Source organism: Glycomyces sp. NPDC049804 (assembly GCF_040674615.1).
Classification (GTDB): domain Bacteria; phylum Actinomycetota; class Actinomycetes; order Mycobacteriales; family Micromonosporaceae; genus Glycomyces; species Glycomyces niveus.
The window spans coordinates 115,072-139,479 of record NZ_JBFAMQ010000007.1; the positions used below are offsets into that span (position 1 = coordinate 115,072).

At 70.6% G+C, this 24,408-nt stretch carries 22 protein-coding genes; 16 read left to right on the forward strand and 6 right to left on the reverse strand.

Translation table 11 applies throughout. The features are described from left to right. Positions 1-18 precede the first annotated feature (18 nt). The 5 genes from AB0K52_RS13550 to AB0K52_RS13570 all read left to right on the forward strand — a co-directional run bounded on the left by AB0K52_RS13550 (position 19) and on the right by AB0K52_RS13570 (position 4,469). Positions 19-573, forward strand: coding sequence for a TetR/AcrR family transcriptional regulator (locus AB0K52_RS13550; RefSeq protein WP_363530879.1), 555 nt, complete (start codon positions 19-21; stop codon positions 571-573). A 40-nt stretch (positions 574-613) separates the two neighbouring features. Further along, positions 614-1,621 carry a GntG family PLP-dependent aldolase gene (locus AB0K52_RS13555; RefSeq protein ID WP_363531448.1) on the forward strand — a complete coding sequence of 336 codons (1,008 nt, stop codon included), beginning with the start codon at positions 614-616 and terminating at the stop codon, positions 1,619-1,621. A gap of 123 nt (positions 1,622-1,744) precedes the next feature. Beyond that, positions 1,745-1,930: a (2Fe-2S)-binding protein gene (locus AB0K52_RS13560; RefSeq protein ID WP_363530881.1), complete on the forward strand. Its 186-nt coding sequence runs from the start codon at positions 1,745-1,747 to the stop codon at positions 1,928-1,930. Between the two features lie 175 nt (positions 1,931-2,105). Then, positions 2,106-2,588 carry a bacterioferritin gene (bfr, locus tag AB0K52_RS13565; RefSeq protein WP_363530884.1) on the forward strand — a complete coding sequence of 161 codons (483 nt, stop codon included), beginning with the start codon at positions 2,106-2,108 and terminating at the stop codon, positions 2,586-2,588. Positions 2,589-2,870: 282 nt separating this feature from the next. Then, positions 2,871-4,469: an endo-1,4-beta-xylanase gene (locus AB0K52_RS13570; RefSeq protein WP_363530887.1), complete on the forward strand. Its 1,599-nt coding sequence runs from the start codon at positions 2,871-2,873 to the stop codon at positions 4,467-4,469. Positions 4,470-4,698: 229 nt separating this feature from the next. On the opposite strand, the gene AB0K52_RS13575 is transcribed toward AB0K52_RS13570, so the two are convergent. Next, entirely contained in the window at positions 4,699-5,139 is a 441-nt protein-coding gene (locus AB0K52_RS13575; RefSeq protein ID WP_363530890.1) for a GNAT family N-acetyltransferase, read from the reverse strand. Between the two features lie 33 nt (positions 5,140-5,172). Beyond that, complete coding sequence (gene proC, locus AB0K52_RS13580; RefSeq protein ID WP_363530893.1) at positions 5,173-5,985, reverse strand: pyrroline-5-carboxylate reductase; 813 nt, start codon at positions 5,983-5,985, stop codon at positions 5,173-5,175. Positions 5,986-6,143: 158 nt separating this feature from the next. Here proC and AB0K52_RS13585 point away from each other — a divergent pair, with 158 nt between their 5' ends. From AB0K52_RS13585 to AB0K52_RS13610, 6 genes are all read left to right on the forward strand, one after another. Further along, complete coding sequence (locus tag AB0K52_RS13585; RefSeq protein ID WP_363531451.1) at positions 6,144-7,550, forward strand: cytochrome ubiquinol oxidase subunit I; 1,407 nt, start codon at positions 6,144-6,146, stop codon at positions 7,548-7,550. 18 nt (positions 7,551-7,568) lie between these two features. Then, on the forward strand, positions 7,569-8,567 hold the full coding sequence (cydB, locus tag AB0K52_RS13590; protein WP_363530896.1) for a cytochrome d ubiquinol oxidase subunit II: 999 nt from the start codon (positions 7,569-7,571) through the stop codon (positions 8,565-8,567). Then, a complete protein-coding gene (cydD, locus tag AB0K52_RS13595) occupies positions 8,564-10,315 on the forward strand; it encodes a thiol reductant ABC exporter subunit CydD (protein ID WP_363530899.1) in 1,752 nt (583 codons plus the stop codon). Before cydB ends, cydD begins: the two co-directional genes overlap by 4 nt. Then, positions 10,312-12,006 (forward strand): thiol reductant ABC exporter subunit CydC, encoded by a 1,695-nt coding sequence (gene cydC / locus AB0K52_RS13600; protein ID WP_363530902.1) that lies wholly within the window; start codon positions 10,312-10,314, stop codon positions 12,004-12,006. The genes cydD and cydC overlap by 4 nt, the downstream gene beginning before the upstream one ends. A 97-nt stretch (positions 12,007-12,103) precedes the next feature. Further along, positions 12,104-12,745: a 2'-5' RNA ligase family protein gene (locus tag AB0K52_RS13605; protein WP_363530905.1), complete on the forward strand. Its 642-nt coding sequence runs from the start codon at positions 12,104-12,106 to the stop codon at positions 12,743-12,745. A gap of 233 nt (positions 12,746-12,978) precedes the next feature. Then, positions 12,979-14,682 (forward strand): stealth family protein, encoded by a 1,704-nt coding sequence (locus AB0K52_RS13610; protein ID WP_363530908.1) that lies wholly within the window; start codon positions 12,979-12,981, stop codon positions 14,680-14,682. 143 nt (positions 14,683-14,825) lie between these two features. On the opposite strand, the gene AB0K52_RS13615 is transcribed toward AB0K52_RS13610, so the two are convergent. Then, positions 14,826-16,880, reverse strand: coding sequence for a M3 family metallopeptidase (locus AB0K52_RS13615; protein ID WP_363530911.1), 2,055 nt, complete (start codon positions 16,878-16,880; stop codon positions 14,826-14,828). 192 nt (positions 16,881-17,072) lie between these two features. Here AB0K52_RS13615 and AB0K52_RS13620 point away from each other — a divergent pair, with 192 nt between their 5' ends. Further along, entirely contained in the window at positions 17,073-17,867 is a 795-nt protein-coding gene (locus AB0K52_RS13620) for a metallophosphoesterase (RefSeq protein ID WP_363530914.1), read from the forward strand. A 112-nt stretch (positions 17,868-17,979) separates the two neighbouring features. On the opposite strand, the gene AB0K52_RS13625 is transcribed toward AB0K52_RS13620, so the two are convergent. Continuing rightward, on the reverse strand, positions 17,980-18,237 hold the full coding sequence (locus AB0K52_RS13625; RefSeq protein ID WP_363530917.1) for a hypothetical protein: 258 nt from the start codon (positions 18,235-18,237) through the stop codon (positions 17,980-17,982). Between the two features lie 425 nt (positions 18,238-18,662). Between AB0K52_RS13625 and AB0K52_RS13630 the strand changes: the two genes are divergently transcribed. The 3 genes from AB0K52_RS13630 (at position 18,663) to AB0K52_RS13640 (ending at position 21,786) form a co-directional block, all read left to right on the forward strand. After that, positions 18,663-19,901: a helix-turn-helix domain-containing protein gene (locus tag AB0K52_RS13630; protein WP_363530920.1), complete on the forward strand. Its 1,239-nt coding sequence runs from the start codon at positions 18,663-18,665 to the stop codon at positions 19,899-19,901. 276 nt (positions 19,902-20,177) lie between these two features. Further along, a complete protein-coding gene (locus AB0K52_RS13635) occupies positions 20,178-21,002 on the forward strand; it encodes a Nif3-like dinuclear metal center hexameric protein (protein WP_363530922.1) in 825 nt (274 codons plus the stop codon). A 1-nt stretch (position 21,003) separates the two neighbouring features. Continuing rightward, complete coding sequence (locus tag AB0K52_RS13640; protein ID WP_363530925.1) at positions 21,004-21,786, forward strand: C4-type zinc ribbon domain-containing protein; 783 nt, start codon at positions 21,004-21,006, stop codon at positions 21,784-21,786. A gap of 201 nt (positions 21,787-21,987) precedes the next feature. Here the strand turns inward: AB0K52_RS13640 and trpD are convergent, their stop codons facing one another. Beyond that, positions 21,988-23,049: an anthranilate phosphoribosyltransferase gene (gene trpD / locus AB0K52_RS13645; protein WP_363530928.1), complete on the reverse strand. Its 1,062-nt coding sequence runs from the start codon at positions 23,047-23,049 to the stop codon at positions 21,988-21,990. Between the two features lie 22 nt (positions 23,050-23,071). Next, complete coding sequence (locus tag AB0K52_RS13650; protein WP_363531454.1) at positions 23,072-23,431, reverse strand: hypothetical protein; 360 nt, start codon at positions 23,429-23,431, stop codon at positions 23,072-23,074. A 264-nt stretch (positions 23,432-23,695) separates the two neighbouring features. On the opposite strand from AB0K52_RS13650, the gene AB0K52_RS13655 reads away from it, so the two are divergent. Further along, positions 23,696-24,310 carry a heme-copper oxidase subunit III gene (locus AB0K52_RS13655; RefSeq protein ID WP_307793012.1) on the forward strand — a complete coding sequence of 205 codons (615 nt, stop codon included), beginning with the start codon at positions 23,696-23,698 and terminating at the stop codon, positions 24,308-24,310. Positions 24,311-24,408 lie beyond the last annotated feature (98 nt).

A 24,408-nucleotide genomic window follows, 5' to 3' on the forward strand; every position in this document is an offset into this window, starting at 1 on the left:
GCGCACGGAAGGACCACGATGGACGAGAAGCTGCTGGCCGCCGCCACCGACCTGCTCGGGACGACCGGCTGGGACCGCCTCACCATGGGCGACGTCGCCGACCGCGCCGGCATCTCCCGCGCCACCCTCTGGCGCCAGATCGGCGGCAAGGAAGAGCTCCGAAAGGCCCTCGTCCGCCGCCTCATCACCGACTACCGCGCATCCCTGTGGCCCGTCCTCACCGCCACCGGCACCGGCCGCGAACGCCTCCGCCAGGCCCTCGAGGCCATGTGCGGCGTCTTCGACCGACACCTCGCCCTGCTCTCGGCCTTCGACACCGCCTTCCACGAGACCGGCCTGTTCGACGAACCCGGCGAAGACGTCGTCGCCCCCCTCGTGCGGCTCATCCTCGACGGCGCCGCCGACGGCTCCCTCACCCCCGCCACCGATCCCGAAGAAGCCGGCGACCTCGTCTTCAACACCGTCTGCTGGCCCTACGTGCACCTGCGCCGCCACCACGCCTGGGCGCCCGAACGCGCCCGCTCGCTCCTGCTCGACCTCGTCCTCGACGGCCTCTCCACCGACACCGCCTGAACGCGTTCCGCCCCACCGGCCGCAGTAGGGTCGGCCCATGATCGTCGATCTCCGCTCCGACACCGTGACCCGCCCGACCCCGGCCATGCTCGCCGCCATGACCGGCGCCGAAGTGGGCGACGACGTGTACGGCGAGGACCCCACCGTCAACGCCCTCGAAGCCGAGGCCGCCGCGCTCTTCGGCAAGGAAGCCGCCGTCTTCACCCCGACCGGCTCCATGGCCAACCAGATCGGCCTGCAACTCCTCGTGCGCCCCGGCGACGAACTCCTCTGCGACGTCAAGTCCCACATCGTCAACTACGAGATGGGCGCCGCCGCCGCGCTCGGCGGCATCTCCACCCGCACCTGGGCCGCCCCGAACGGCCGCCTCGACCCGGCCCTGATCGAACCGCTCATCAACGTCCCGCACCCCTACTCCACGACCACGCGCGCGATCGCGGTCGAGAACACCCACAACATCGGCGGCGGGACCGTCCAGCCCATCGAGCGGCTGCGCGCCCTCCGCGACCTCGCGGACGCCTACGACCTGGCCCTCCACCTCGACGGCGCCCGCATCTGGAACGCCCACGCCGCCACCGGCGTCGCCCTGGACGAGTACGGCGCCCTCTTCGACACCGTCTCGGTCTGCCTCTCCAAGGGCCTCGGCGCGCCCGTCGGCTCGCTCCTCATCACCGACGCCGAACGCGCCCAGCGCGCCCGCGTCATCCGCAAGCGCCTCGGCGGCGGCATGCGCCAGGCCGGGTTCCTCGCCGCCGCCGGACGGCACGCGCTGGCGAACCACATCGACCGCCTCGCCGAGGACCACGCGCGCGCCCGGCATCTCGCCCGCTCGCTCGAGCCGTTCGGCATCTGCGACGCCGCGCAGGTCGAGACCAACATCGTGCTTCTGCGCCTCCCGGACATCGCCCGGGTCGCCCAGGCCGCCGCCGAGCAGGGCGTCAAGATCTCGGTGCTCGGGCCCGACTGGGGCCGCATGCTCACCCACCTCGACGTGGACGACGCCGGGATCGAGCACGCCGTGAAGGTCCTCAGCACGCTCGTGGGCTGAACGCCCGGGGTCGTCCGATCGGCTCCCGGCGGTCCACCGGATCGGGGGTTGCCGATCGCCACCGCCCGCAGGTAGGTTAGGCATGCCTACTTTAGTCGAGCCTAACCTTCCGGAGGTCGGTGCGTGTACGCCTGCATCTGCCACGCAGTCCATGAGAGCGAAGTCCGCGACTGCATCAGCGCCGGCGCGCACACCGAAGAGGCCATCGGCGAGGCCTGCGACGCCGGCACGAGCTGCGGCACCTGCCATGACCGGCTGGTCGACATGATCGAGAGTTATTTCACGAACTCGGTTCCGGCCGCGGCCTGAGTGCAGCCCAAGTCACCGGATTCGACGGAAATGACGGGCGCTTTAGGTTGTCCTGCGTTAGGATAGGTTGTCCTATTTTAGGCATTCCTGGCTGGAAATGGGTCCCCACCTGGTCCTAGTCTGAGATCGTCGGTCACTGAACCGGCATGTGACGGACCGGGAAGGACGGATTGCAATGCAGGGCGACAAGCAGGTCATCGAATTCCTCAATGAGCAGTTGACCGCGGAGCTGACCGCGATCAACCAGTACTTCCTGCACTACAAGCTGCAGGAGCACTGGGGCTACGCGAAGCTGGCGAAGTACACCAGGGCCGAGTCGATGGACGAGATGCGCCATGCCGAGATCTTGACCGACCGGATTCTCTTCCTCGACGGCATGCCGAACTACCAGCGGCTCTTCCCGCTGCGCATCGGGCAGACGGTCAAGGAGATCTTCGAGTGCGACCGCCAGATCGAGGTCGAGGCGATCGACCGCCTCAAGCGCGGCATCGAGCACATGGAGTCGGTCAAGGACTACGTCTCGCGGGACCTGTTCAGGAGCATCCTCGAGGACGAGGAGCACCACATCGACTACCTGGACACGCAGCTGGAGATCCTGGAGAAGATCGGCGAGCCGCTCTACATCCAGTCGCTCATCGAGCAGCCTGAGGGCGAGTGAACCAGCCTCGCGACGGCGCCGACCAGGCGCGCGGGCGCGAAAAGCCCTGAGGGGACCGGCCATGCGGCCGGTCCCCTTTCTAGTTGCGGCAGAGCCCCTCACATCTCCGCCACAGTGGTGGGTCGCCGCCTTGACAGCGTCGACGCGAGGATCGTAACATATCAATGCTTTGAATGAAAGTTTCCGAAACTTTCGGAATTCCAAGCGATCTCCGGTCGCTCCCCGACCCCCCGATGGAGCGGCCGGACCCCCTCGATCATCGCGACCAACGGAGTGCGCCGAATGACCCGCCCTTCCCTCCCGCCTGCCGCGAGCCGCCGCGCCGTGCTCACGGCCGCCGCCGCTGCCGGCGGCGCCGCCCTCCTCCCGGCCGGGTTCGTCGCCCTCGCCGCGAGCCCCGCCCACGCCGACGACCTGCTCCTCTCCACCGACTTCTCCTCGGGCACCACCGAAGGCTGGGCCGGCCGCGGCGCGGCCGCCGTCGCCGTCGATCCCGAGCAGCGCCTCCTCATCACCGGCCGCACCGAGACCTGGAACGGCGCCGCCATCGACATCACCGCTCACATCGAAGTGGGCGTGCGCTACCAGCTCAAGGTCTACCTGCGCCTGCCCGACGGCGAGGCCGCGACCGACCTGCGCACCACCGTGCAGCGCGACGTCGGCGAGACCTCGCACTACGAGGGCGTCAAGTGGAACACCGCCGTCACCGACGCCGCCTGGACCGAGTTCTCCGGCACGTACTCGATCGCCCAGCCCGCCGACAAGCTGCAGTTCTACGTCGAGTCGGCCTCGAGCCTGACGCCGATCCTCCTCGACGCGTTCACCCTCACCCGCATAGCAGAACCGGAGATCCAGGACATGCTGCCGCTCAAGGACTTCCTCGCCGACGACTTCACGTTCGGCTGCGCCGTCGAGCCCTTGGAGGTGGTCGGCAAGCCCGCCGAGCTCCTCGCCAAGCACTTCGCGCAGGTGACCACCGGCAACCAGATGAAGCCGGAGGCGATCCAGCCGACCGAGGGCGTCTTCGACTTCACCAGGGCGGACCAGATCGTGGCCTTCGCCGAGGCCCACGGCATGAAGATCTGGGGGCACACCCTCCTGTGGCACAACCAGACTCCCGCCTGGTGGTTCCTCGACGCGGACGGCCGGCCGCTGCGGAACACGCGCGCGCACCAGCAGCTGCTCCTGCAGCGCTTCGAAGCGCACGTCAAGGCGATCGCGGCCCACTACGGCGACCGCGTCTGGGCCTGGGACGTGGTCAACGAGGTCGTCGACCCCGAGGAGGCCGACGGCCTGCGGCACTCGCGCTGGTACGAGGTGTTCGGCGGGCCGAAGTACATCGAGAAGGCGTTCAAGATCGCCCGGAAGGCCTTCCCGCGCAAGGTGAAGCTCTTCATCAACGACTACAACACCGAGTTCCCGGACAAGCGGGAGGCGATGTTCAACCTGGTGCAGCACCTCAAGTGCGAGGGCGTGCCGGTGGACGGGGTCGGGCACCAGGCGCACGTGGACTACCGGCGCGACCCGAAGCTGCTGGGCGAGTCGATCGACCTGTTCCGCACCCTCGGCGTGCTCCAGACGATCACGGAGCTCGACGTGTCGGTCTCGAACGAGATGACCGAGAGCCTGCCCGCGACGCCGCCGGAGCGACTGGTCGCGCAGGGCTGGTACTACAAGGAGCTCTTCGAGGTCCTGCGCGAGCGCGCGGACGACCTCGAGTCGGTGACCATGTGGGGCCTGTACGACGCGGTCTCGTGGCTGCGCACCTGGCCCGTCTCGCGCCCGCACGAGGCCCCGCTGTTCTTCGACGACCGGCTCCAGGCCAAGGCGGCCTACTGGGGCGTCGTCGACCCGACCAAGCTCGAGCCTCCCACGGCGTAGCTTGCGGAGCCGTAGATTGGCGCAGCCCGAGGTATAGACAGGGGGGCAAGGCGTCCGGGAGCGGAATGATAGATCCGGGATTCCGCTCCCGGACTTACTCTCACCCTTGCGGGTGAACGACACGTTCTACATGCTCGACGAGGTCGAGCCTGAGCCGATTCACGGCTCGCACGCTTCGCCGAGACCGGGTCCCCCGCGGGACGTTCCGACCCGGCGGGCATGGCCGGTTTCATGCCCGGGGGCGGCGCATCTCGATGTGCATGATGCCGTCCTCGTCGTACTCCTCGCCCTCTTCGGTGAATCCGAACCTGCGGTAGAAGCCCGCCGCATAGGTCTGGGCGCCGAGGGTCACCTCGGCCTCGGGGCCCAGGAAGTCCATCGCCGCGCCGAACACCTTGGCGCTCAAACCGGTCCCGCGCGCCGGGAGCGCGGTGCAGACCCGGCCGATCTTCCACGCGTCGCCATTGCGGAGCACCCGCAGGCACGCGACAGCCTCGGTCGGCGTGTCGCCCTCCACCCAGAAGTGCACGGTCTCGGGGTCCAGGTCGTAGTCATCGAGGTCCGGGTACGCGCACGCCTGCTCGACCACGAACACCTGCTGCCGCAGCCGCGCCAGCGCGAACACCGTCGCGCCGTCCAGCTCGGCGAACTTCCCGCGCTTGATCCGCATCACGCGACCGTCCTTCCCGAAATGCCCCGCCGGCTACGCATATTCCTTCGCGATCTCCCGCGCCCGGTCCCGCGCGGCCTCGATCGCGTCGGTCACCGCCGAGCGCGCCCGGTGGTTCTCCAATTGCCGCACCGCGCTGATCGTCGTCCCAGCGGGGGACTCGACGGCCTCGCGCAGTTCCACCGGGGATGCGTCGGTCTCGCGCAGCATCCGGGCCGCGCCGAGCGCGGTCTGCGTGACGAGTTCCTTCGAGACCGCGCGCGGCAGTCCCATGAGGACACCCGCTTCGGTCATGGCCTCGGCCAGGTAGTAGAAGTACGCGGGCCCGGAACCGGAGATCGCGGTGACGGCGTCCTGGTGCCTCTCCTCGACCACGAGCGTCCGCCCCAGCGGCGTGAACAGCTCCTCGACCGCCGCCAGGTGCGCGTCCGAAGCGTGCGTCCCGGGCGAGAGCACGGTCATCGCCTCGTCGACGAGCGCGGGCGTGTTCGGCATCGCCCGGATCACCGGGGTCTCGTCGGGCAGCCGCTTCTCGAAGAACGCCACGGGAAGGCCCGCGCAGATGCTCACCACCGGCGCGTTGCCCTCGAACACGCCGCCCAGCTCCTCCAGGAGCGCTCCCGCGTCCTGCGGCTTCACCGCGACCACGACGACGTCCGCGTGCCGCACGGCCTCGGTGTTCGGCTCGACGCGGATGCCGTAGGCCTCGCGCAGTTCGGCGGCCCGCTCGGCACTGCGCGCCGTCGCCACGACCGACTCGCCGGACCAGCCGGCCCGCAGCAGGCCGGACACGATCGCCTGCCCCATCTTCCCCGCACCCAGCACCGCGACAGTCCGCATCGCCATTCCCCTTCCCTTCGAAGGCCCGGTCCCTCGACGGCCCGGCAATTGTCCCTCCAGTCTCCGCGAAGCGAAAACCAATGCAGTCGCGCGTTTCAACCCCTGGGACGAGTCGAGCTGCCACGATAATCACACTTGGGCACTCAATGAGCGATTGGGGCGATATGGACGTTCTGGACTTGGCGCGAATGCAGTTCGGCGTCACGACCGTCTACCACTTCCTCTTCGTCCCCGTCACCATCGGCCTCTCGCTCCTCGTCGCGATCCTCCAGACCCTCTGGCGCACCACCCACAAGAGCGCCTACCTCCGCGCCACCAAGTTCTGGGGCAAGCTCTTCCTCATCAACATCGCCATGGGCATCGTCACCGGCATCGTCCAGGAGTTCCAGTTCGGCATGAACTGGTCGGCCTACTCGCGCTTCGTCGGCGACGTCTTCGGCGCGCCGCTCGCGTTCGAGGCGCTCGTGGCGTTCTTCCTGGAGTCCACGTTCATCGGCGTGTGGATCTTCGGCTGGGACCGCCTCAAGCCCGGCCTGCACCTCGCCTGCATCTGGCTCGTCGCCTTCGGCACCATGGCCAGCGCCTACTTCATCCTCGCCGCCAACGCGTTCATGCAGAACCCGGTCGGCTACCAGCTCAACGAGACCGCCGGCCGCGCCGAGCTCACCGACTTCGGCGCGGTCCTGACCAACCCGGTCGCGCTGGCCGCGTTCCCGCACACGGTCTTCGCAGCCTGGCTCACCGCCGGGACCGTCGTCGTCGCCGTCTCCGGCTACCACTTCATGCACCGCCGCGACCTGGACGTGCACCGCCCGGCGATGCGCCTGGGCATCCTCACGACGATCGTCGGCGGCCTCGGCCTGGTCCTCTCGGGCGACTCGCTCGGCAAGGTCATGACCGCGACGCAGCCGATGAAGATGGCCGCGGCCGAAGCGCTCTACCAGACCACGTACAACGCGCCGTTCTCGATCCTCACCATCGGCTCGCTCGACGGCTCCCGCGGCACGCCGATCATCGAGGTCCCCGGCCTGCTCTCGTTCCTCGCGACCGGCTCGTTCAACGGCGAGGTGCAGGGCATCAACGACCTCAACGCCCAGTACCAGGACCTGTACGGGCCGGGGGAGTACGCGCCGTACATCCCGCTCACCTACTGGTCGTTCCGGGCGATGATCGGGTTCGGGATGCTCGCGGTCGCCATGGCCGTCATCGTCTGGTGGTTCACGCGCCGCGGCCGCCTGCCCGAGCACCGCCTGTTCTGGCCGATCGCGATGTGGATGGCCGTGACCCCGTTCCTCGCCAACAGCGCGGGCTGGATCTTCACCGAGATGGGCCGCCAGCCGTGGGTGGTGTTCAGCCTGTACCAGACGAGCGAGGCGGTGTCGCCGCGCGTCGGCGCGCCCACGGTCGCGATCTCGTTCATCGGGTTCACACTCGTGTACCTCGTGCTCGCCGTCGTCGCGCTGCGGCTGTTCCTGCGCTTCGCGAAGGCGGGCCCGCCGGACGAGGAGGGCGCGATGGCGACGTCGAGCCCGTCCGACGACCCCGACAAGCCCATGGCCTTCGCCTACTAGCCGCCCGAGGACGATCCGATGGAATTGACGACGCTCTGGTTCACGCTCATCGCGGTCCTGTTCACCGGGTACTTCATCCTGGAGGGCTTCGACTTCGGCGTGGGGATCCTGCTGCCGGTGCTCGGGCGCGACAACCGCCAGCGGCGCGCGATGATCAACACGATCGGCCCGGTCTGGGACGGCAACGAGGTCTGGGTGATCACCGCGGGCGGCGCCATGTTCGCGGCCTTCCCGCACTGGTACGCGAGCCTGTTCTCCGGTTTCTACCTGCTGTTCTTCGCGATCCTCGTCGGGCTCATCATCCGCGGCACCGCCTTCGAGTACCGCGGCAAGGGCGACACGGACCGGTGGCGCCGCAACTGGGACCGCTGCCTGTTCGCCGGCTCGGTCGCGCCCGCCTTCGTGTGGGGCGTCGTGGTCGCCAACCTCGTGCGCGGCGTGCCGCTGGACGCGAACTTCGACTACACCGGCTCAATCTGGGGGCTGCTCAACGGATACGCGCTCCTGGGCGGTCTGACGACCCTGCTGCTGTTCGCCACGCACGGCGCGTACTTCCTGCACCTGCGCACCACCGGCGACCTCGCCGACCGCGCCCGCCGGCTCGGCTGGAAGCTCGGCGTCGCCACGGCCGTACCGGCGCTCGCGTTCCTGCTGTGGACCCAGATCGCCTACGGCAACGGGGCCTCGCTGGTGCTCATCGTCCTCGCGGTGCTCGCGCTCGCGGCGGGCCTCGCCCTGGACTACAAGGACCGCAGCGGCTGGGCGTTCGCCGCGACCGCGCTGACGATCGCGTCCGCTTCCGCGGCGGTCTTCTGCGCCCTGTGGCCCGACGTGCTGCCGTCCACATCGGATGCGGCGAACAGCCTCACCCACGAGAACGCCGCCGCGACGCAGAAGACCCTGGGGATCATGACCTGGGCCGCGGTCGTGTTCCTGCCCGTGATCCTGCTCTACCAGGGCTGGACGTACTGGGTGTTCCGCAAGCGCGTGATGGTCGAGAGGATCCCGGTCGCATGACCCAGCTGGCCGCCAAACCCGCCCGCGGCGCGTTCGACCGCCGCCTCCTGCACCGCGCCCGCGGCGCGACCGTCTTCATCGGCGTGTGCGCAGGACTCGGGCTCGCCCGCATCGCGTGCGCGGTCGCGTCCGCATGGCTCATCGCGAGCCTCATCGCCGGCGCGTTCGCCGCAGGCAAGGGCCTCGACGCCCTCGGGCCGCAGCTCACCGCGCTGGCGGCCGTGCTCGCCGCTCGGGCGCTGCTGGCATCGGTGCAGGAAGCGGCCGCGCAGCGCGCGAGCGCGACCGTCAAGTCGGGCCTGCGCCGCCAAGCCCTCGAGCAGCTCATGCGGCTGCCCTCGGGGAAGCGCCATTCGGGCGAGACCGCCATGCTGCTCGTCCGCGGCATCGACGCCCTGGACGACTACTTCGCGCGCTACCTGCCGCAGCTCGTGCTCGCGGTGGTCGTCCCGGTCGGCGTCCTCGCCGTCATGCTCGCCGCCTACCCGCCCGCGGCGGTCATCGTCCTCGTCACGCTGCCGTTGATCCCGCTGTTCGGCGTCCTCATCGGCCTGTACACGCGCTCGCGCGCCGAACGCCAGTGGGAGTCCACCTCCCATCTCGCGCACCACTTCGCGGACCTCGTCGCGGGCCTGCCGACGCTGAAGGCGTTCGGGCGGGCCGCGAAGCAGACCAGGGCCATCGAGGTCACGACCGGCGCCTACCGCCGCCGCTCGATGGCGCTGCTGCGCGTCGCGTTCTGCTCGGCGCTGGTCCTCGAGCTCGCCGCGAGCCTGTCCGTCGCGGTCGTGGCGGTCACGGTCGGCGTCGACCTCGTGGACGGCGGCCTGACCGGCGAAGCCGGATTGCGGACCGCGCTGCTCGTCCTCATCCTCGCCCCCGAGGCGTACCTGCCGCTGCGCAACGTCGGCGCGCACTACCACGCCAGTGCCGAGGGCCTGGCCGCCGCCGAGCGGGTCTTCGCGATCCTCGCCGAGACCCCCGAGCACCAGGACCACCGCGAGACCGCGACGCCCCCAGGGCAGCCGAGCGCCAAATCGGACGCCGCCGCGCTCACCGCCGCCCGCGTGATGCGCACCCCTCTGGGCCGCGCGCCGACGATCATGTTCCGCCGCACCGTCTTCGCCTACCCCGGCCGTCCGCCGCTGCCCGAGCTGAGCCTGACGATCCCGGCCGGCCAGACCACGGTCCTCACCGCCCGCTCCGGGGCCGGGAAGTCGACGCTCATGGCCGCCCTCGTCGGGTTCCGGCAGCCCGTCTCGGGCTCGATCGCGTTCGACGACACCGAACTGTCCGACCTCGACCTCGCCGCGGTGCGCCGCTCCATCGCGTGGCTCCCGCAGCGGCCGGTCCTCATCGACGGCACCGTCGCCGAGAACGTGCGCCTCGCCGTCCCGGACAGCCGTGGCGGCGCTCGCGGCGCCATGAACGCGCGCGTTTCCGATCCCGCTGTGGCGAAGGCGATCGCTGCCGCGCACGCGCCCGCCGCGAACCGCACCGTCGCCGCCGACGGCTCCGGGCTCTCCGCGGGCGAGGCCGCCCGGGTCGGCCTGGCCCGGCTGCTGCTCCGCGCCGACCTCCTCGACCCGCCCGTGCTGCTCCTCGACGAGCCGACCGCCCACCTCGACGCCGACACCGAGCAGGCCGTCCTCGAATCGCTCGCGCCCTACCGCGAACAGCGGACCGTCCTGATCGCCTCCCACCGCCCCGCGGTGCGCGCGATCGCCGACCGAGAGGTGGACTGGTGAGCCTGCCGCGCAACACGATCGCCCTGAGGCTCGGCCTCGGCGCGACCCTCGGCGCCCTCGCGCAGCTCAGCGCGCTCGCGCTCCTGGCCGTCTCCGGCTACCTCATCTCGCGCGCCTGGGAGCAGCCGCCGATCCTGTACCTGATGGTCGCCATCACCTCGGTGCGGCTGTTCGGCATCAGCCGCGGCGTGCTCCGCTACGCCGAACGCCTCGTCTCCCACGACGCCGCCTTCCGCGGCCTCGAACGGCTCCGCGTCGCGGTGTGGCGCAAGCTCGTGCGCCTCGCGCCCGCCGGAGTCCCCGTGTGGAGCTCCGGCGACCTCCAGGCCCGCCTCGTCGACGACGTGGACGGCGTCGGCGACCGGTGGCTGCGCGGCGCCCTGCCGCTCGCCGCCGCCGTCATCGTCGCCGTCGGCGCGGTCGGCCTGCAGGCCACGCTCCTGCCCGCCGCCGGGCTCATCCTCGCCGCCTGCCTCCTCGCCGCCGCCCTCACCGGGCCCGCCCTCGCCACCTGGGCCTCCCGGTACGCGGTCCGCGCCACCGCGACCGCCCGCGGCGACCTCACCGAAGGCGTCCGCTCCTGCCTCCACGGCCGCGAAGAACTCGTCGCCGCCGGCACCGACGCCCAAGCGCTGGAACGGGTCCTCGAAGGCGACGACCGGCTCCGCCGCGCCCACGCCCGCATCGCCTGGAGCGCCGGGATCGGCGAGTCCGCCGGGCTCCTCGCCCTCGCGCTCGCCGTCGTCGGCGCCCTGTGGACCGGCATCCCCGCGGTCGCCGCCGGGACCCTCGACGGGGTCCTCCTCGCCGTCGTCGCGCTCGTCCCGCTCGCCGCGTTCGAACCCGTGCTCGCCCTGCCCGCCGCCGCGCAGCAGACCGCCGTCGCCAAGGCATGCGGCCGCCGACTCCTCGAGATCACCCAGGCCGAGGAGCCGCGCCCCGACCCGGTCGAGCCCATGGAGTACGAGCCGAACCCGCTCGGCGGCCCGCCCTTCATCGAGATCAAACGCCTCGCCGTCACCTGGCCCGGCGCCGAGGCGCCCGCATTGCAGGGGTTCGACCTCACCGTCCAGCCCGGCGAGCGCGTCGCCATCATGGGCCCCTCCGGCTCCGGCAAGTCCACGCTCGCCGCCGCCCTCATGGGCTTCCTGCCCTACGAGGGGAGCCTGCGCTTCGGCGGCGTCGAACTCGCCGAGTACGACGGCGACGACATCCGCCGCACCGTCGGCCTGTGCTCCCAGGACGCCCACGTCTTCGACACCACGCTCGCCGAGAACCTGCGCCTCGCCCGGCCCGGCGCGGCCGACGAGGAGCTCGCGCGCGCCCTCCGCTGGGCGGGCCTGCGCGACTGGCTCGAGGGGCTGGAGGAGGGACTGCAGACCCCGCTCGGGGAGCACGGCCGCGCCGTCTCCGGCGGCGAGCGCGGCCGCATCGCCCTCGCCCGCTGCCTTCTCGCCGACCGCGAAGTGCTCGTCCTCGACGAACCCGACGCGCACCTCGACGCCGCCACCGCCGCACGGGTGCTCCGCACCGCCGCCGCCGCGCTCGAAGGCAAGACCGCCGTCATCATCACCCACCGGCCGCTGCCCGACGGCGTCGTCGACCGGATCGTGCACCTGCGGCCCCCGGTCCCGACGCCGCGGCGTGACGCGCCGGACAACCGGCTTTTGGGCGTGGCCCCTCCTGGGTAGACTCCCGACACGGTGCTACCAATCCATCGGTGGAAACGACCTGCGACGGCGCCCGCCCGGGACCGCCGCACCGAACCGCGCTAAGGCTGATGCAGCAGTGAACACATCCGCGCCCGCAACCGGACCCAAAGCCCCGAACTCGGGGCAGCGCTGGCCCGAGGGGTGGACCAAACTCCACGTGTACCTGACCGACCTCGACCAGGTCAAGGCGGTCGCCGAGTCCTACCGCGGGGTCATCGACCTCGCCGCGGGCGACAAGCACGTCCCGCACGAATGGCTCCACGCCACCGTCGCCTCGGTCGAGTGCGACGCCGCGTCGATCGACGGGCCGACCCGGGAGAAGCTCATCGGGCGGCTCCGTGAGAAGACCGCAGAGATCAAGGCCTTCCCCCTCACCATCGGGCCCGCGCTCGCCGCGACGGGCGCGATCATGCTCGACACCTTCCCCGACACCGAGTTCCGCCGGCTCGTGAACGCCTGCGTGGACGCCGTCAACGAGATCGTGGAGGGCGACCACGGCCGCCCCTGCGGCGGCCCGGGCCACGTCTCGCTCTCCTACCGCTCCGCCGACACCGGCGCCGACCCGCGCCGCGGCGCGATCCAGAACAAGCTTCGCGACGTTCGCCCGGGTAGGACCGAAATCACCGTCAGTGGAGTGGATCTCGTCCGAGTCATCCAATCGGCCGACGCCTCCACCTACACCTGGGAGCACATCGCACGACTTCCCTTGGGGGAGTAGGGAACTCAATCCGCGAACGGGCGTCGCCGAGGGCGGCGCCCGTGGCGGTTGACGTCCCGGACGCGAATCTGACACGATGCTGTCACCGAACTGTGGCCTACTGTTGGTAGCAGTGTCAATGTCCGGCCACGTGACGTTCAGGCGTGGTCAGTGACGACCTGCCTTCTCCGTGCCGGTCCCAGCTCCGGTCCACCCCGGAACGGCGAAACGCCGTGAGTGTCAGGAGGTGTCGATTGTTCGCAGACAATGACCGTCGCATCGCAACCCGAGCGGCCGCCCACGTCCCCCCGCTCCACGAATCCGCGGAACTCACCGCCACCCGGCCGCTCGATCCGCCGAAGGCCAAGGCCCGCACCGAAGTCACCGAACCGTACGGCTTCTTCTCCGAGCTCGCCGCCGCCCACCTCCTGCACCAGGGCGAGATCCGCCCGGCCTACACGCTCGCCGAGGCGACGCCGCTGGAGGTCTGGCGCCGCAACCTCGAGATCGTCACCGCGATGCTCACCGCCGCCGGCGTCGACTCCTTCGCCGTGCCCGGCTTCAGCCTCACCCGGCCGGTGCTCGCGGCCAGCGCCGCCGACCGCCAGCGGGTGCTCACCGCCCTCGCCATGCTCTGCGACTCCACCGGCGGGCGCCTCGCCGCGCCCGAGCCGGCCTTCCGCGAGTCCGAGCTCGGCCTCAACCGGCCGCAGTGGGCCCGTCGCGCCGACATGGGCGACGTGCCGATGGTCCGCGCCTCCTGGCTGTGGACCGACGCCGCCCGTGAGCTCCTCTTCGGCGCCGACTACGGCTGCGACGTCGAGTTCTGGACGCCGACCGGCGACGGGCACCTGCTGGCGCCCAGGCACAACCGGATCAGTCCCGTCGTCCGCGACGACGGCGCCCGGGCCATCGCCCCCGGGCGCCTCTTCACGCCGCTGGCGGGCGGGCCGCGCGAGGCGCTCCCGGGCGTGTCGACCCGGCCGGAGTTCGCCGTGCCCGGGCCGGGCCAGGTGGACTTCCCGATCGACGTGGTCTACACGTGGGTCGACGGCTCGGACCACGCGTGGCTGCGCCGCCGCGCCGAGGCCGACCAGTCGCCGTACCACGCCGAGTCGGCGAACGCGGCGCGCTTCCACGACCGCGAGGAGCTGCGGTTCTCGCTGCGGTCGCTCCACCTGAACGCGCCGTGGGTGCGCCACGTGTACCTGGTGACCGACCAGCAGCGTCCGCACTGGCTCGACGCGGACGCCCCCGGCCTCACGGTGATCGACCACCGGGACCTGTTCGACGACCCGGACTGCCTGCCCACCTTCAACTCCCACGCGATCGAGACGCAGCTGCACCGTATCGAGGGGCTCTCGGAGCACTTCCTGTACTTCAACGACGACATGTTCGTGGGGAAGCCGCTCGACCCGCGGCTGTTCTTCGAGCCGAGCGGCATCGCGCGGTTCTTCCCGGCGCAGACGTTCATCGGGATGGACCCGGTGAGCACGGCGGACTCGCCGCCGAACGCGGCGTTCAAGAACGACCGGGCGCTGCTGGAGCGCGCGTTCGGGCGGACCATCTCGCGGATGATGAAGCACGTGCCGTACCCGCTGCAGCGCACCGTGCTCGCCGAGATCGCGAAGGAGTTCGAGGAGGACCTGGCGCGCACGGCCCGGAGCGCTTTCCGCAACGTCACCGACGTCTCGACGGTGACCCTGCAGCACTACTACGCCTGCTTCACCGGCCGCGCGGTCGAGGGCGAGGCGCAGGACGCGTACGTGGAGCTGGGGATGCCGGACGTCGAGCAGCGGCTGGAGCTGCTGCTGGAGCGGCGCGACCGCGACACATTCTGCATCAACGACTCCGGGCTCCCCGAGGACTTGGTCGACGAGCGCTCGGCGCTGATGCGCCGCTTCCTCGAGTCGTACTTCCCGGTGCCCTCGCCGTGGGAGAAGACCTTGGCGCTGTAGGGAATCGAGCATGCCTCGTGAACGGTCCACGTCGGACCCTCCCCGTGTCGTGGAAAACGGGGCGCTCCCTGAGGGGGACATGTCGCTGAAGTCGAATATGCGCAGGGGTCCGGAGCGATCGCTCCGGACCCCTGCGCGGCTGATTACTGCAGTCCGCGCCGTTCGAGGAGCGGTTCGATGACGGCGTCGCGGCCGCGGAAGCGGCGGTAGGACTCCATCGGGTCGATCGAGCCGCCCTTGCTGAGCAGGGTGGCGCGGAAGTGGTCGCCGTTGGCGCGGGTGAGGCCGCCGTTCTCCTTGAACCACTCGACCGTGTCGGCGTCCAGGATCTCCGACCAGATGTAGGAGTAGTACCCGGCGGCGTACCCGATCGAGATGTGCGCGAAGTAGCCCGAGCGGTAGCGCGGGGCGATCTCGGGCATGTAGATCCCGGCGTCTTCGAGCGCCTTGCGCTCGAAGGCCTTCACGGCCGCGTGCGGGTCGTCGCCGCCGTCCGGCACCTCGTCCGGGGCGAGCCGGTGCCAGGCCTGGTCGAGCAGGGCCGCGCCCAGGTACTCGGTGGACGCGAACCCCTCGCCGAACTTCGCGGCGGCCTTCCACTGCGCGATCAGCTCGGCCGGGGCGGCCTCGCCGGTCTCGAAGTGGCGCATGTAGTTCGCGGTGACCTCGGGCCAGTCCTCCCACATCTCGTTGACCTGCGACGGGTACTCGACGAAGTCGCGCGGCGTCGAGGTCATCGAGGTCTTGGGGTAGCGGCAGGCCGAGAGCAGCCCGTGGAGGGCGTGCCCGAACTCGTGGAACAGCGTCGTCACGTTGTCGACGGTGACGAGCGCGGGCTGGCCCTCGGAGGGCTTGACGATGTTGAGGTTGTTGACCACGACGGGCTTGTCGCCGGTGAGGTCGGACTGGACGACGAGCGGGTTCATCCACGCGCCGCCCTTCTTCGAGTCGCGCGTGAAGAAGTCGCCCACGAACAGGCCCAGGGGCTCGCCGCCGTCGAAGACCTCCCACACCGTCGCCTCGGGGTGGTACCCCTTGAGGTCGGCGCGCTTCTCGAAGGTGAGGCCGAACTCCTGCTCGGCCGCGTAGAAGACGCCCTCGACGAGGACGCGTTCGAGTTCGAGGTAGGGCTTGAGCGCTTCGGCGTCGAAGCCGTACTTGGCCTGGCGCACCCGCTTGGCGTAGAACGACCAGTCCCACGCGGCGAGCTCGAAGCCGCCCCCGTCGGCGTCGATGACCTCCTGCAGCTCGGCGGCCTCCTTGCGGGCGTTGCGCACCGAGGCCTCGGCGAGGCCGGCGAGGCGCTCGGCGATGACCCCGGCGTCGCCGGCGGTCTGGTCGGCGGCGATGTACGCGGCGAAATGCTCGAAGCCGAGCAGCCGGGCCTTCTCGGCGCGCAGGCGCACCATGCGCAGCAGCGTCTCGGCGTTCCCGGCGCCGCGCCCGATCGTGGCCCGGTACAGGCGCTCGCGCAGGCCGCGGTCCTTCAAGTCCTCGAGCAGGGGGTGGCGGGAGAAGTTCGACTGCGTGATGAGCCAGCCGTCGAGGCCGCGCTCCTTCGCCGCGGCCGCGGCGGCCCCGATCTGGTCCTCGCCGAGCCCGTCGAGTTCCGCCCGGTCGGTGACGTGGACGGCCGAGTCGTTGATGTCGGCGAGGATCTGCTGGTTGAACTTGGAGGCGAGTTCGGCCAGCTCGGTGTTGATCGCCGAGAGCCGCGCCTTGCCGTCGGCGTCGAGCGCGGCGCCGCCGCGCACGAACTCGGTGCGGTACCGCTCGAGCAGCCGCTCGTCCTGCTCGTCGAGTCCCAGGGCCTCGGCGCCGAGCACGTCGCGCTTGTACCAGACCGCCTCGATGCGCTTGAACAGCTCCTCGTTGAGGAGGATCTTGTCGGCGTGCGCGGCGAGCTTGGGGCTGATCTCGGACTCGATCGCGTTGAGGTCGTCGTTCGTGTCCGAGGAGAGCTTGTTGAAGAACACGAGGCTGACCCGCTTGAGGGTGCCGAGGCCGGACCGCTCGAGGGCCACCACGGTGTTCTCGAACGTGGGGTCCTCAGGGTCGCCCACGATGGCGTCGACGGCCTTCAGCTGCTCGGCCATGCCCTCCTCGAACGCGGGCAGGTAGTGCTCGGTCGCGACCGCCTCGAACGGCGGGAGCTGGTAGGGGAGGTCGGAAGGGGACAGGAACGGGTTCTCGGTCACGGAGGCTCCTCGCTGCGGTCGGACCGGCGCTGTGCGGCGGCTCGGCGGACGCGCCGCCGGGCCGCTCGGAAAAACTGCGGTGGCCGAATCCTATTCCGGGTCCTAGCCGTCCGGCAAGCGAGATGGACGGTCCCGGAACTGCGCGGCCCGCAACTTCACCGAACGGGTGCGCTCCGCATTAATATCGAGCCCATGTCTGATTCCAGTCCGCTTTACGTGGCCAGCGACATCCACGGCCACTTCGACGCGCTCGTCGAGTCGCTGCGAGGTCGCGGACTGGTGGACGGGGACGCCAAATGGACCGGCGGCAACGCTCGACTGTGGATCCTCGGCGACCTGTTCGACCGCGGCGAGGAGGGCGTGGCCGTGGTGCGGCTGCTGCGCCGCCTCGCGGGCCAGGCGGCCGCCGAGGGCGGGCTCGTGGACACCCTCATCGGCAACCACGAGGTGCTCCTGCTCGGCTCGCGCCGCTTCGGCGACGTGGCCTTCACCGACGTCGACGGCCAGGACCGCCAGTTCCTCCACTGGTGGGTCCTCAACGGCGGCTTCGAGGACGAACTGGGCGACCTCACCGACGACGAGGTGAAGTGGCTCGAGACCCGCCGGGTGCTCCACGTCGCCGGCAGCGCCCTCCTGGTGCACGCCGACACCGAGTCGTACCTGGGCTACGGCCGCAGCGTGGAGGCGGTCAACGCCGCGGTCCGCAAGATCATGGCCGCCGACGAGCCCGAGGCGTGGTGGCAGCTGTTCCGCGAGCTCACCCGCCGCCACGAGTTCATGGGCCCGGACGGCCCCGCCCGGGTGCGCGGCATGCTCCGCTCCTTCGGCGGCGAGGAGCTCGTGCACGGCCACTCGACCATCCCCGACACGACCGAGCTGGAGCCCAGCCAGGTCACCCAGGCCCGCCGCTACTGCGACGGCCTCGTCCTCAACGTCGACGGCGGCGTCTACCAGGGCGGCAAGTGCCTGGTGGTCCGACTCAACTGAGGCCCCGCCCCACCGCGCTTCGGAACGGGACGCGGCGGCCGCCTGGTGGAGCGGCCGCCGCTTCCTGCACCCGGCCCGGCGAAAGCCCTTGCGCGCCTGAGGCGGCGCTCGTTCAGTTGTCGCCCGGCTGACCCATGAAGTACACCTGCGTGACCGGCGGTCCCGAGGCGGCGCGGCCGCTGCGCGACTCGATCCAGAGGGTGGCGGCCGCCGCGGCCGCGAGGCCCATGGCCACCCACCCGGCGAGCGGGGAGAAGGCGACGGCGAAGCCCAATGCGGTCGCCGCCGCGGTGGCGATGGCGGCCGTCAGGAACGCTCTGCGGAAGGCGCGCCGATGTTCGCGGCGCGCGACGACTCGGTTGTGTCTCATATCTGACACAACGATGCAGGCCCTTGAATCGACACGTTGCATGTGCAGATTTCCCGCGAACGGGCGACCGAAACCCGGCATAACCCCAGATAAGCCGCCATCTGGTGCCGCGGCCGAGCAAGACTGTAAGCGGCTTCAAGCACAGCGTGATATTGGCAGTTGGCGGCCGTTGTGCCGGAAGGGAAAAGACGGTAAACAGTTAGTGTCGGAGCGCCATAGGCGACACACCCGGCGTCCCCAAAGGGCACTGCCGCAAAGGACACCGGGCCCCGTGCGGGTCAAGACAACCGGGCACAGCCGACAACCGCCCGGCGCCCCGACGAGGCGGCCGTGACTCATGGCCGGAGGAACGGCCGCCGCAACCGAACACACTGACGCACGTCCCGTAGTCCGCAAACCAACTCCTATAGACGGTGGGGTCTGACATGGAGTCCGAAACGCAACCGATGGGGCGGCGTGTCGCCTATTGGCGACAACGCCGCGGCATGTCCCAGCAGGTCTTCGCCGACCGCATCGGCAAGTCCAAGAGCTGGGTCGACAAGATCGAGCGCGGCGTCCGCCGCCTCGACAAGTACTCCGTCATCACCGAACTCGCCGAAGCCTTGAGCATCGACGCCGGGCAGCTGCTCGGCCGCGAACCCAAGCGCCGGCCCGGCATGGGCGGCTGCCTCGACCAGGTGGAGGTCGAGTCCATCCGCCAGTCCCTCGAACGCTACGAGCGCCTCGGCCGCTTCCTCGAAGCCGCCCCGATCGAATCGACCCCGATCCCCGAGCTCCGCGGATCGGTCAACTACTGCTGGCTCGCCTTCGAGAAGGGCCACTACCCGGTCGTCGCGCGCTCGCTCATCCAGCTGCTGCGCGACACGCCCGTCGCCGAGGACCGGCCCGTCGGCGGCACCAGCGCCGACGCCGCCGAGCTCATGACGCAGGTCTACCAGATCGCCTCCACGGTCCTGCGCAAACTCGGGGAGGCCCAGCTCGCCTGGCTCGCCGCCGACCGCGCGATCTCCGCCGCCAACCGCGGCAACGACCCGCTGCTCGCCGGCATCGCCACCACCCGGGTCGCCAACGCGCTCAGGGCGCTCGGACGCCACCAGGCCGCACTCGACCTCAACGTCCAGGTCGCCCACGGCCTCATCTCCGAGACCGGCGGCGAGCGCTCCACCCCGGCCCAGATCAGCGTCTACGGCGCGCTGCTCCTGCAGGGGGCCATGGCCGCCGCGCTCGCCGGGGACAGCACCACCAGCGACGACCTGCTCGACAGCGCCACCCGCGCCGCCAACATCCTCGGCCGGGACGCGAACTACTACTACACGTCCTTCGGACCGACCAACGTCATGCTCCACCGGGCCGCCGCGTTCGTCGAACTCGGCGAAGGCGGCGACGCCCTCGCCGTCCACGACCGCATCTCGCCCGCCGCGCTCGCCGACCTCGTCGCCGAACGGCGCGCGCACCACCACCTCGACATGACGCGCGCCTGCGTCCAGGTGGGGGACATGGAGCGGGCCAGCCGCCACCTCGTCACGGCCGACCGGCACGCCCCGGCCGAGGTGCGCTGCCGCCCCGTCGCGATCGAACTCATCGACCAGATCCTGCACCGGACCAAGGGCGAACCGGGACAGGAGCTGCGCCGCCTCGCCGAAGAGGTCGGCGCTCTGAACTAGGGGGTGGTCGGGGATCCCCGGCGGCCGTTATCCGGCCCGTTTGCCCGCTCGCTTCGTTGTCGGCCCTCCGAATACAACACCGGTATTCGGAGGGCCTTCCGTCTTGCGAGCGAACAAACGGACTCGGATACCGACTCGCCGGGGATCCCCGACCACCCCCTGCCGCCATCGGCTGCACCGGCACGGTGCGTATAGGTGCCCGGAGCCATGCTGCTCGAGCTCCGGGCACCGCCCAGCGCCCGACCGGAACCGCCGCCGAGGCCCTAAACTCCAATGATGCGCACGCTCAGCGAGATCACCGCTGCCCTCGACGACCTGTACCCGCGCCGCTGGGCCGAGGACTGGGACCGGGTCGGCCTCGTCTGCGGCCGCGGCGGCAACGCCGTCCGCAAGGTCCTCTGCGTCGTCGACGTCGTGCCCGCCACCGTCATCGAGGCGATCGAGAACGACTGCGACCTCATCGTCGCCCACCACCCCCTCCTCCTCCGCGGCGTCTCCAGCCTCGACCCCGCCGCCGACTACAAGGGCGACCTCGTCCACACCCTCATCGAATCCGGGATGGGCCTCTACGTCGCCCACACCAACGCCGACGTCGCCAACCCCGGGGTATCCGACGCCCTCGCCGACCGGCTCGGCCTCGTCGACCTCCGGCCCCTGCGGCCCCTCATCGACCCCGAGCACCACGGTTCCGGCCGCGGCATCGGCCGCATCGGCCGCCTCCCCGCGCCCCTCACCCTCGCCGCCCTCCTCGAACGCGCCGCCAAGGCCCTCCCGCCCACCGTCGGCGGCGTGCGCGCCGCGGGCGACCCCGACCGCCAGATCAGCACCGTCGCCGTCTGCGGCGGCGCCGGCGACTCCTACCTCGCGGACGCCACCGCGGCCGGAGCAAACGCCTACCTGACCGCCGACCTCCGCCACCACCCGGCCAGCGAGCACACCGCCCGGAGCGGCCCGGCCCTCATCGACGCCGCCCACTGGGCCACCGAGCGACCGTGGCTCGATATCGTTGGCGAGCAACTGTCCCGTCTGGTCGACGACGTCCTCGTCTCCGACCTCGACACCGATCCGTGGACCATCCACCAGAGAACCGGGGTGAACTAGGTTGAAAGCCGACCTTTTCGATCAGCGCCGACTGCTCGAACTCCAGGCGGTCGACACCCAGCTCACCCAGCTGGGCCAGCGCCGCAAGAAGCTCGACGCCGACCCGTCGTACGCCACGGCCGTCCAGCGCCAGCGCGCCCTCGCCGACAAGGCCGCGAACCTCACCGGCGACCTCGCCGACCTCGACCGCGACATCGAGCGCGTCGAGCGGGAAGTCGAGCTCGTCACCAAGCGCGCCGACGCCGACCGCGCCCGCATGGCCTCCGGCGCCGCCACCGCGAAGGAACTCGAAGGGCTGCAGAGCGAACTCGAATCCCTCGCCCGCCGCCAGGGCACCCTCGAGGACGACGAGATCGAGCTGATGGAGCGCCGCGAAGCGCTCGAAGCCGAACTCACCGAGATCCGCCGCCAGGTCGAGGAGTCCCGCCAGGTCCTCGCCGACGCCGAGGCCGACCGCGGCCGCCAGCTCGGCGAGATCGACACCGAGACCGCCGACGCGACCTCCACCCGCGAGGCGCTCGTCATCAACATCCCCGACCGGCTCGTGGAACTCTACGAGCGCATCCACGCCAAGCAGCCCATCGCCGCCGCCGAGCTCGTCGGCCGCCGCTGCGGCTCGTGCCGGATCGAGAAGTCCCCGGCCGACATGCAGCCGATCAAGGCCGCCCCGATCGACGAGGTCCTGCGCTGCGAGGAATGCGGCAGCATCCTCATCAGAACCGAACTGCCGCAGTCGAAGCCGACATCGCTCGCCTCCGAGGACGAGCTCAAGAAGTACACGTAGACGATCAAGTGAAAGGGCGGGAGGCGCATCGCGCCTCCCGCCCTCGGCGTCTCGTATACGACCGGCATATGCGATAGGTCCGCCCGGCGGCCCGGTCTCGGTGATGCTTGCGAGCCGTCAGGCAGGGGCTTGGACCGGTGTTTCGGGGTCCGACGAATCCTCGGCGTGTCGCCCCCCGCTCTCGGGGGCGATCCGCTCGCATCACTTCCGGCTGAACGCGGCCCAGCGCTCGATCAGGTCGGTCGCCTTGCCGTCATCGATGGCCTTGGCCGCCAGTTCGAGGTTCGACTCGATGAGGCCCTTGCGGGTCTTCACGTCGTGGAGGTCGACCCCGTCGATCAGCCCCTGCCGCGAGGCCAGCGCCGCCGCCGCGTTGATGAGGACCGCGTCCCGCACCGGCCGGTTCCCGCCCGCGAACACCTCGCGAGCCACGTTCGTGTTGAACTCGAGGTCGCCGCCGCGCAGCGCCTCCGCGCCGGCCCGCTCCAGGCCCCACTCGGTGATGTCGATGAACCCCTGCGAGACGCGCCCGCCCGAGGCGATCCACTCCGAGGTCGTGTCGGAGGTCGAGATCTCGTCCAGGCCGTCGTTGCCGCGCACCACGAACACCGAAGCGCCCCGCGCCGCGAACACCTGCGCCATGAGCGGCGCCTTCACCGGGTCCGCGCAGCCGATCAGGCCCGCCGCGGGCTGGCCCGGGTTCGTCAGCGGCCCGAGCAGGTTGAACACCGTGGGAATGCCGAGCGCCGCGCGCACCGGCCCGGCGTGCCGCATCCCCGGGTGGAACGTCCGCGCGAACGCGAAGCCGATCCCGACCTCGCGCACCGAAGCCTCCACCCGCTCCGCGGTCGCCTCCAGGTCGACGCCCAGCGCCTCGAGCAGGTCAGCCGAGCCCACGCTCGACGACGCCGAGCGGTTCCCGTGCTTGATCACCGGCACGCCCGTCGCGGCGACCGTGATCGCCGCCATCGTCGAGATGTTCACCGAGTTCGAGCCGTCGCCGCCGGTCCCCACGATGTCCACCGCGACGCCCAGGTCCGACAGGTCCAGCCGGGTCGTCTCCGCCAGCATCCGGCCCGCGATCGCACCGATCTCCTCGGGCGTCTCACCCTTTGAGCGCAGCAGCACCGCGAACGCCGCGAGCTGGGCCGGATCGGCGTTGCCCGCCATGATCTCGGCCATCGCCCAGTCCGCGCTGGCTTCGTCGAGGTGGTCGCCGTTCGAGAGACGGCCGAGAACATCGGGCCAGGTCGGGCTGGACATAAGGTCTCCTGAAAAGGGGTGGTCAGGCGGCGCGCTGCGCCGGTGCCGCGCCTTGTGCGCGGCTGACCAGCAAGTCTACTACCGTCTGACCGGTTGTCACGGGGTTGAGCGGGTGCATGAGCACCGCGTCCGCCCGCGACCACGCCGCCAGCCACCGGTCCGCGGCCCGGGCCACCACGACCGCCAGCGTCGGCGGCTCGTCGAACTCGTCCCGCAGCTGCCGGGCGATCCCCATCCCGCCGGCCGGCTGCGCCTCGCCGTCGAGCAGGACCAGGTCCACGGCGTACTTGTCGATGAGCGACACCGCCTCGTCGTACTCGCCCGCGACGGCGTACTCGATCCTCACCCCCTCCACCGGCTCCTCGCCGATCGCCGAGCGCATCTGCTCGATGACCGCGGGTCGATGGCTGTACAGCAGGACCGCGTACTCAGACGTTGAGGTAGTCACGCTTCGCATATTAAACCGGCCACACTGAAATGGGAAGACCGGCGCGGCCACTTCCGGCCGATCGAGTGCCCACATTGGCCGAACCGGGAATGACCTGGGCACACGATGTGAAGAGCCTGGGAGCCTACCGCCGCGCGACACGCGCGAAAAACACACCCCATGCGCAGCTTGAGCCCGCCGGGCCGTAATAATGTGCGCGTGACTGCCGCCGAAGCAACTATCGACCCCAGCCGTATCCACTCACTGACGCGGCCCAACGTCGTCAGTGTCGGCACCATCGTGTGGTTGAGCAGCGAACTGATGTTCTTTGCGGGCCTGTTCGCGATGTACTTCTCCATCCAGGCCGCCGCGCCCGCGATGTACGAGGCCGGCTACCACCACCTCGAGATCCCGTACGCGCTCGTGTTCACCGTGATCCTCGTGGCCTCGTCCATCACCTGCCAGCTCGGCGTCTTCGCCGCCGAGAAGGGCGACGTGTACAAGCTGCGCCTCTGGTTCGCGGTCACGTTCGTGATGGGCCTCGTCTTCGTCCTCGGCCAGGTGAACGAGTACCGGAACCTGGTCTCCGAAGGCCACTCCATCTCGGCCGACGGCTACTGGACGATGTTCTACCTGACCACCGGGTTCCACGGCCTCCACGTGACCGGCGGCCTCGTCGCGTTCATCGTCTACCTCATCCGGACGACGATGGGCCGCTTCAGCCCCGCCCAGGCCACCGCGTCCATCGTGGTGTCCTACTACTGGCACTTCGTCGACGTGGTCTGGATCGCGCTCTTCGCCGTGATCTACTTCCTTCCGATGGCCCAGTACTGAAACACCTCGGCCGGCTTTTAGTTCCGGCCCACAGCAAGTCAGGCCCCGGCCCCCGCGCCGGAGCCGTATCCGAGAATTGCGACGGCCGCCGCCCGGAG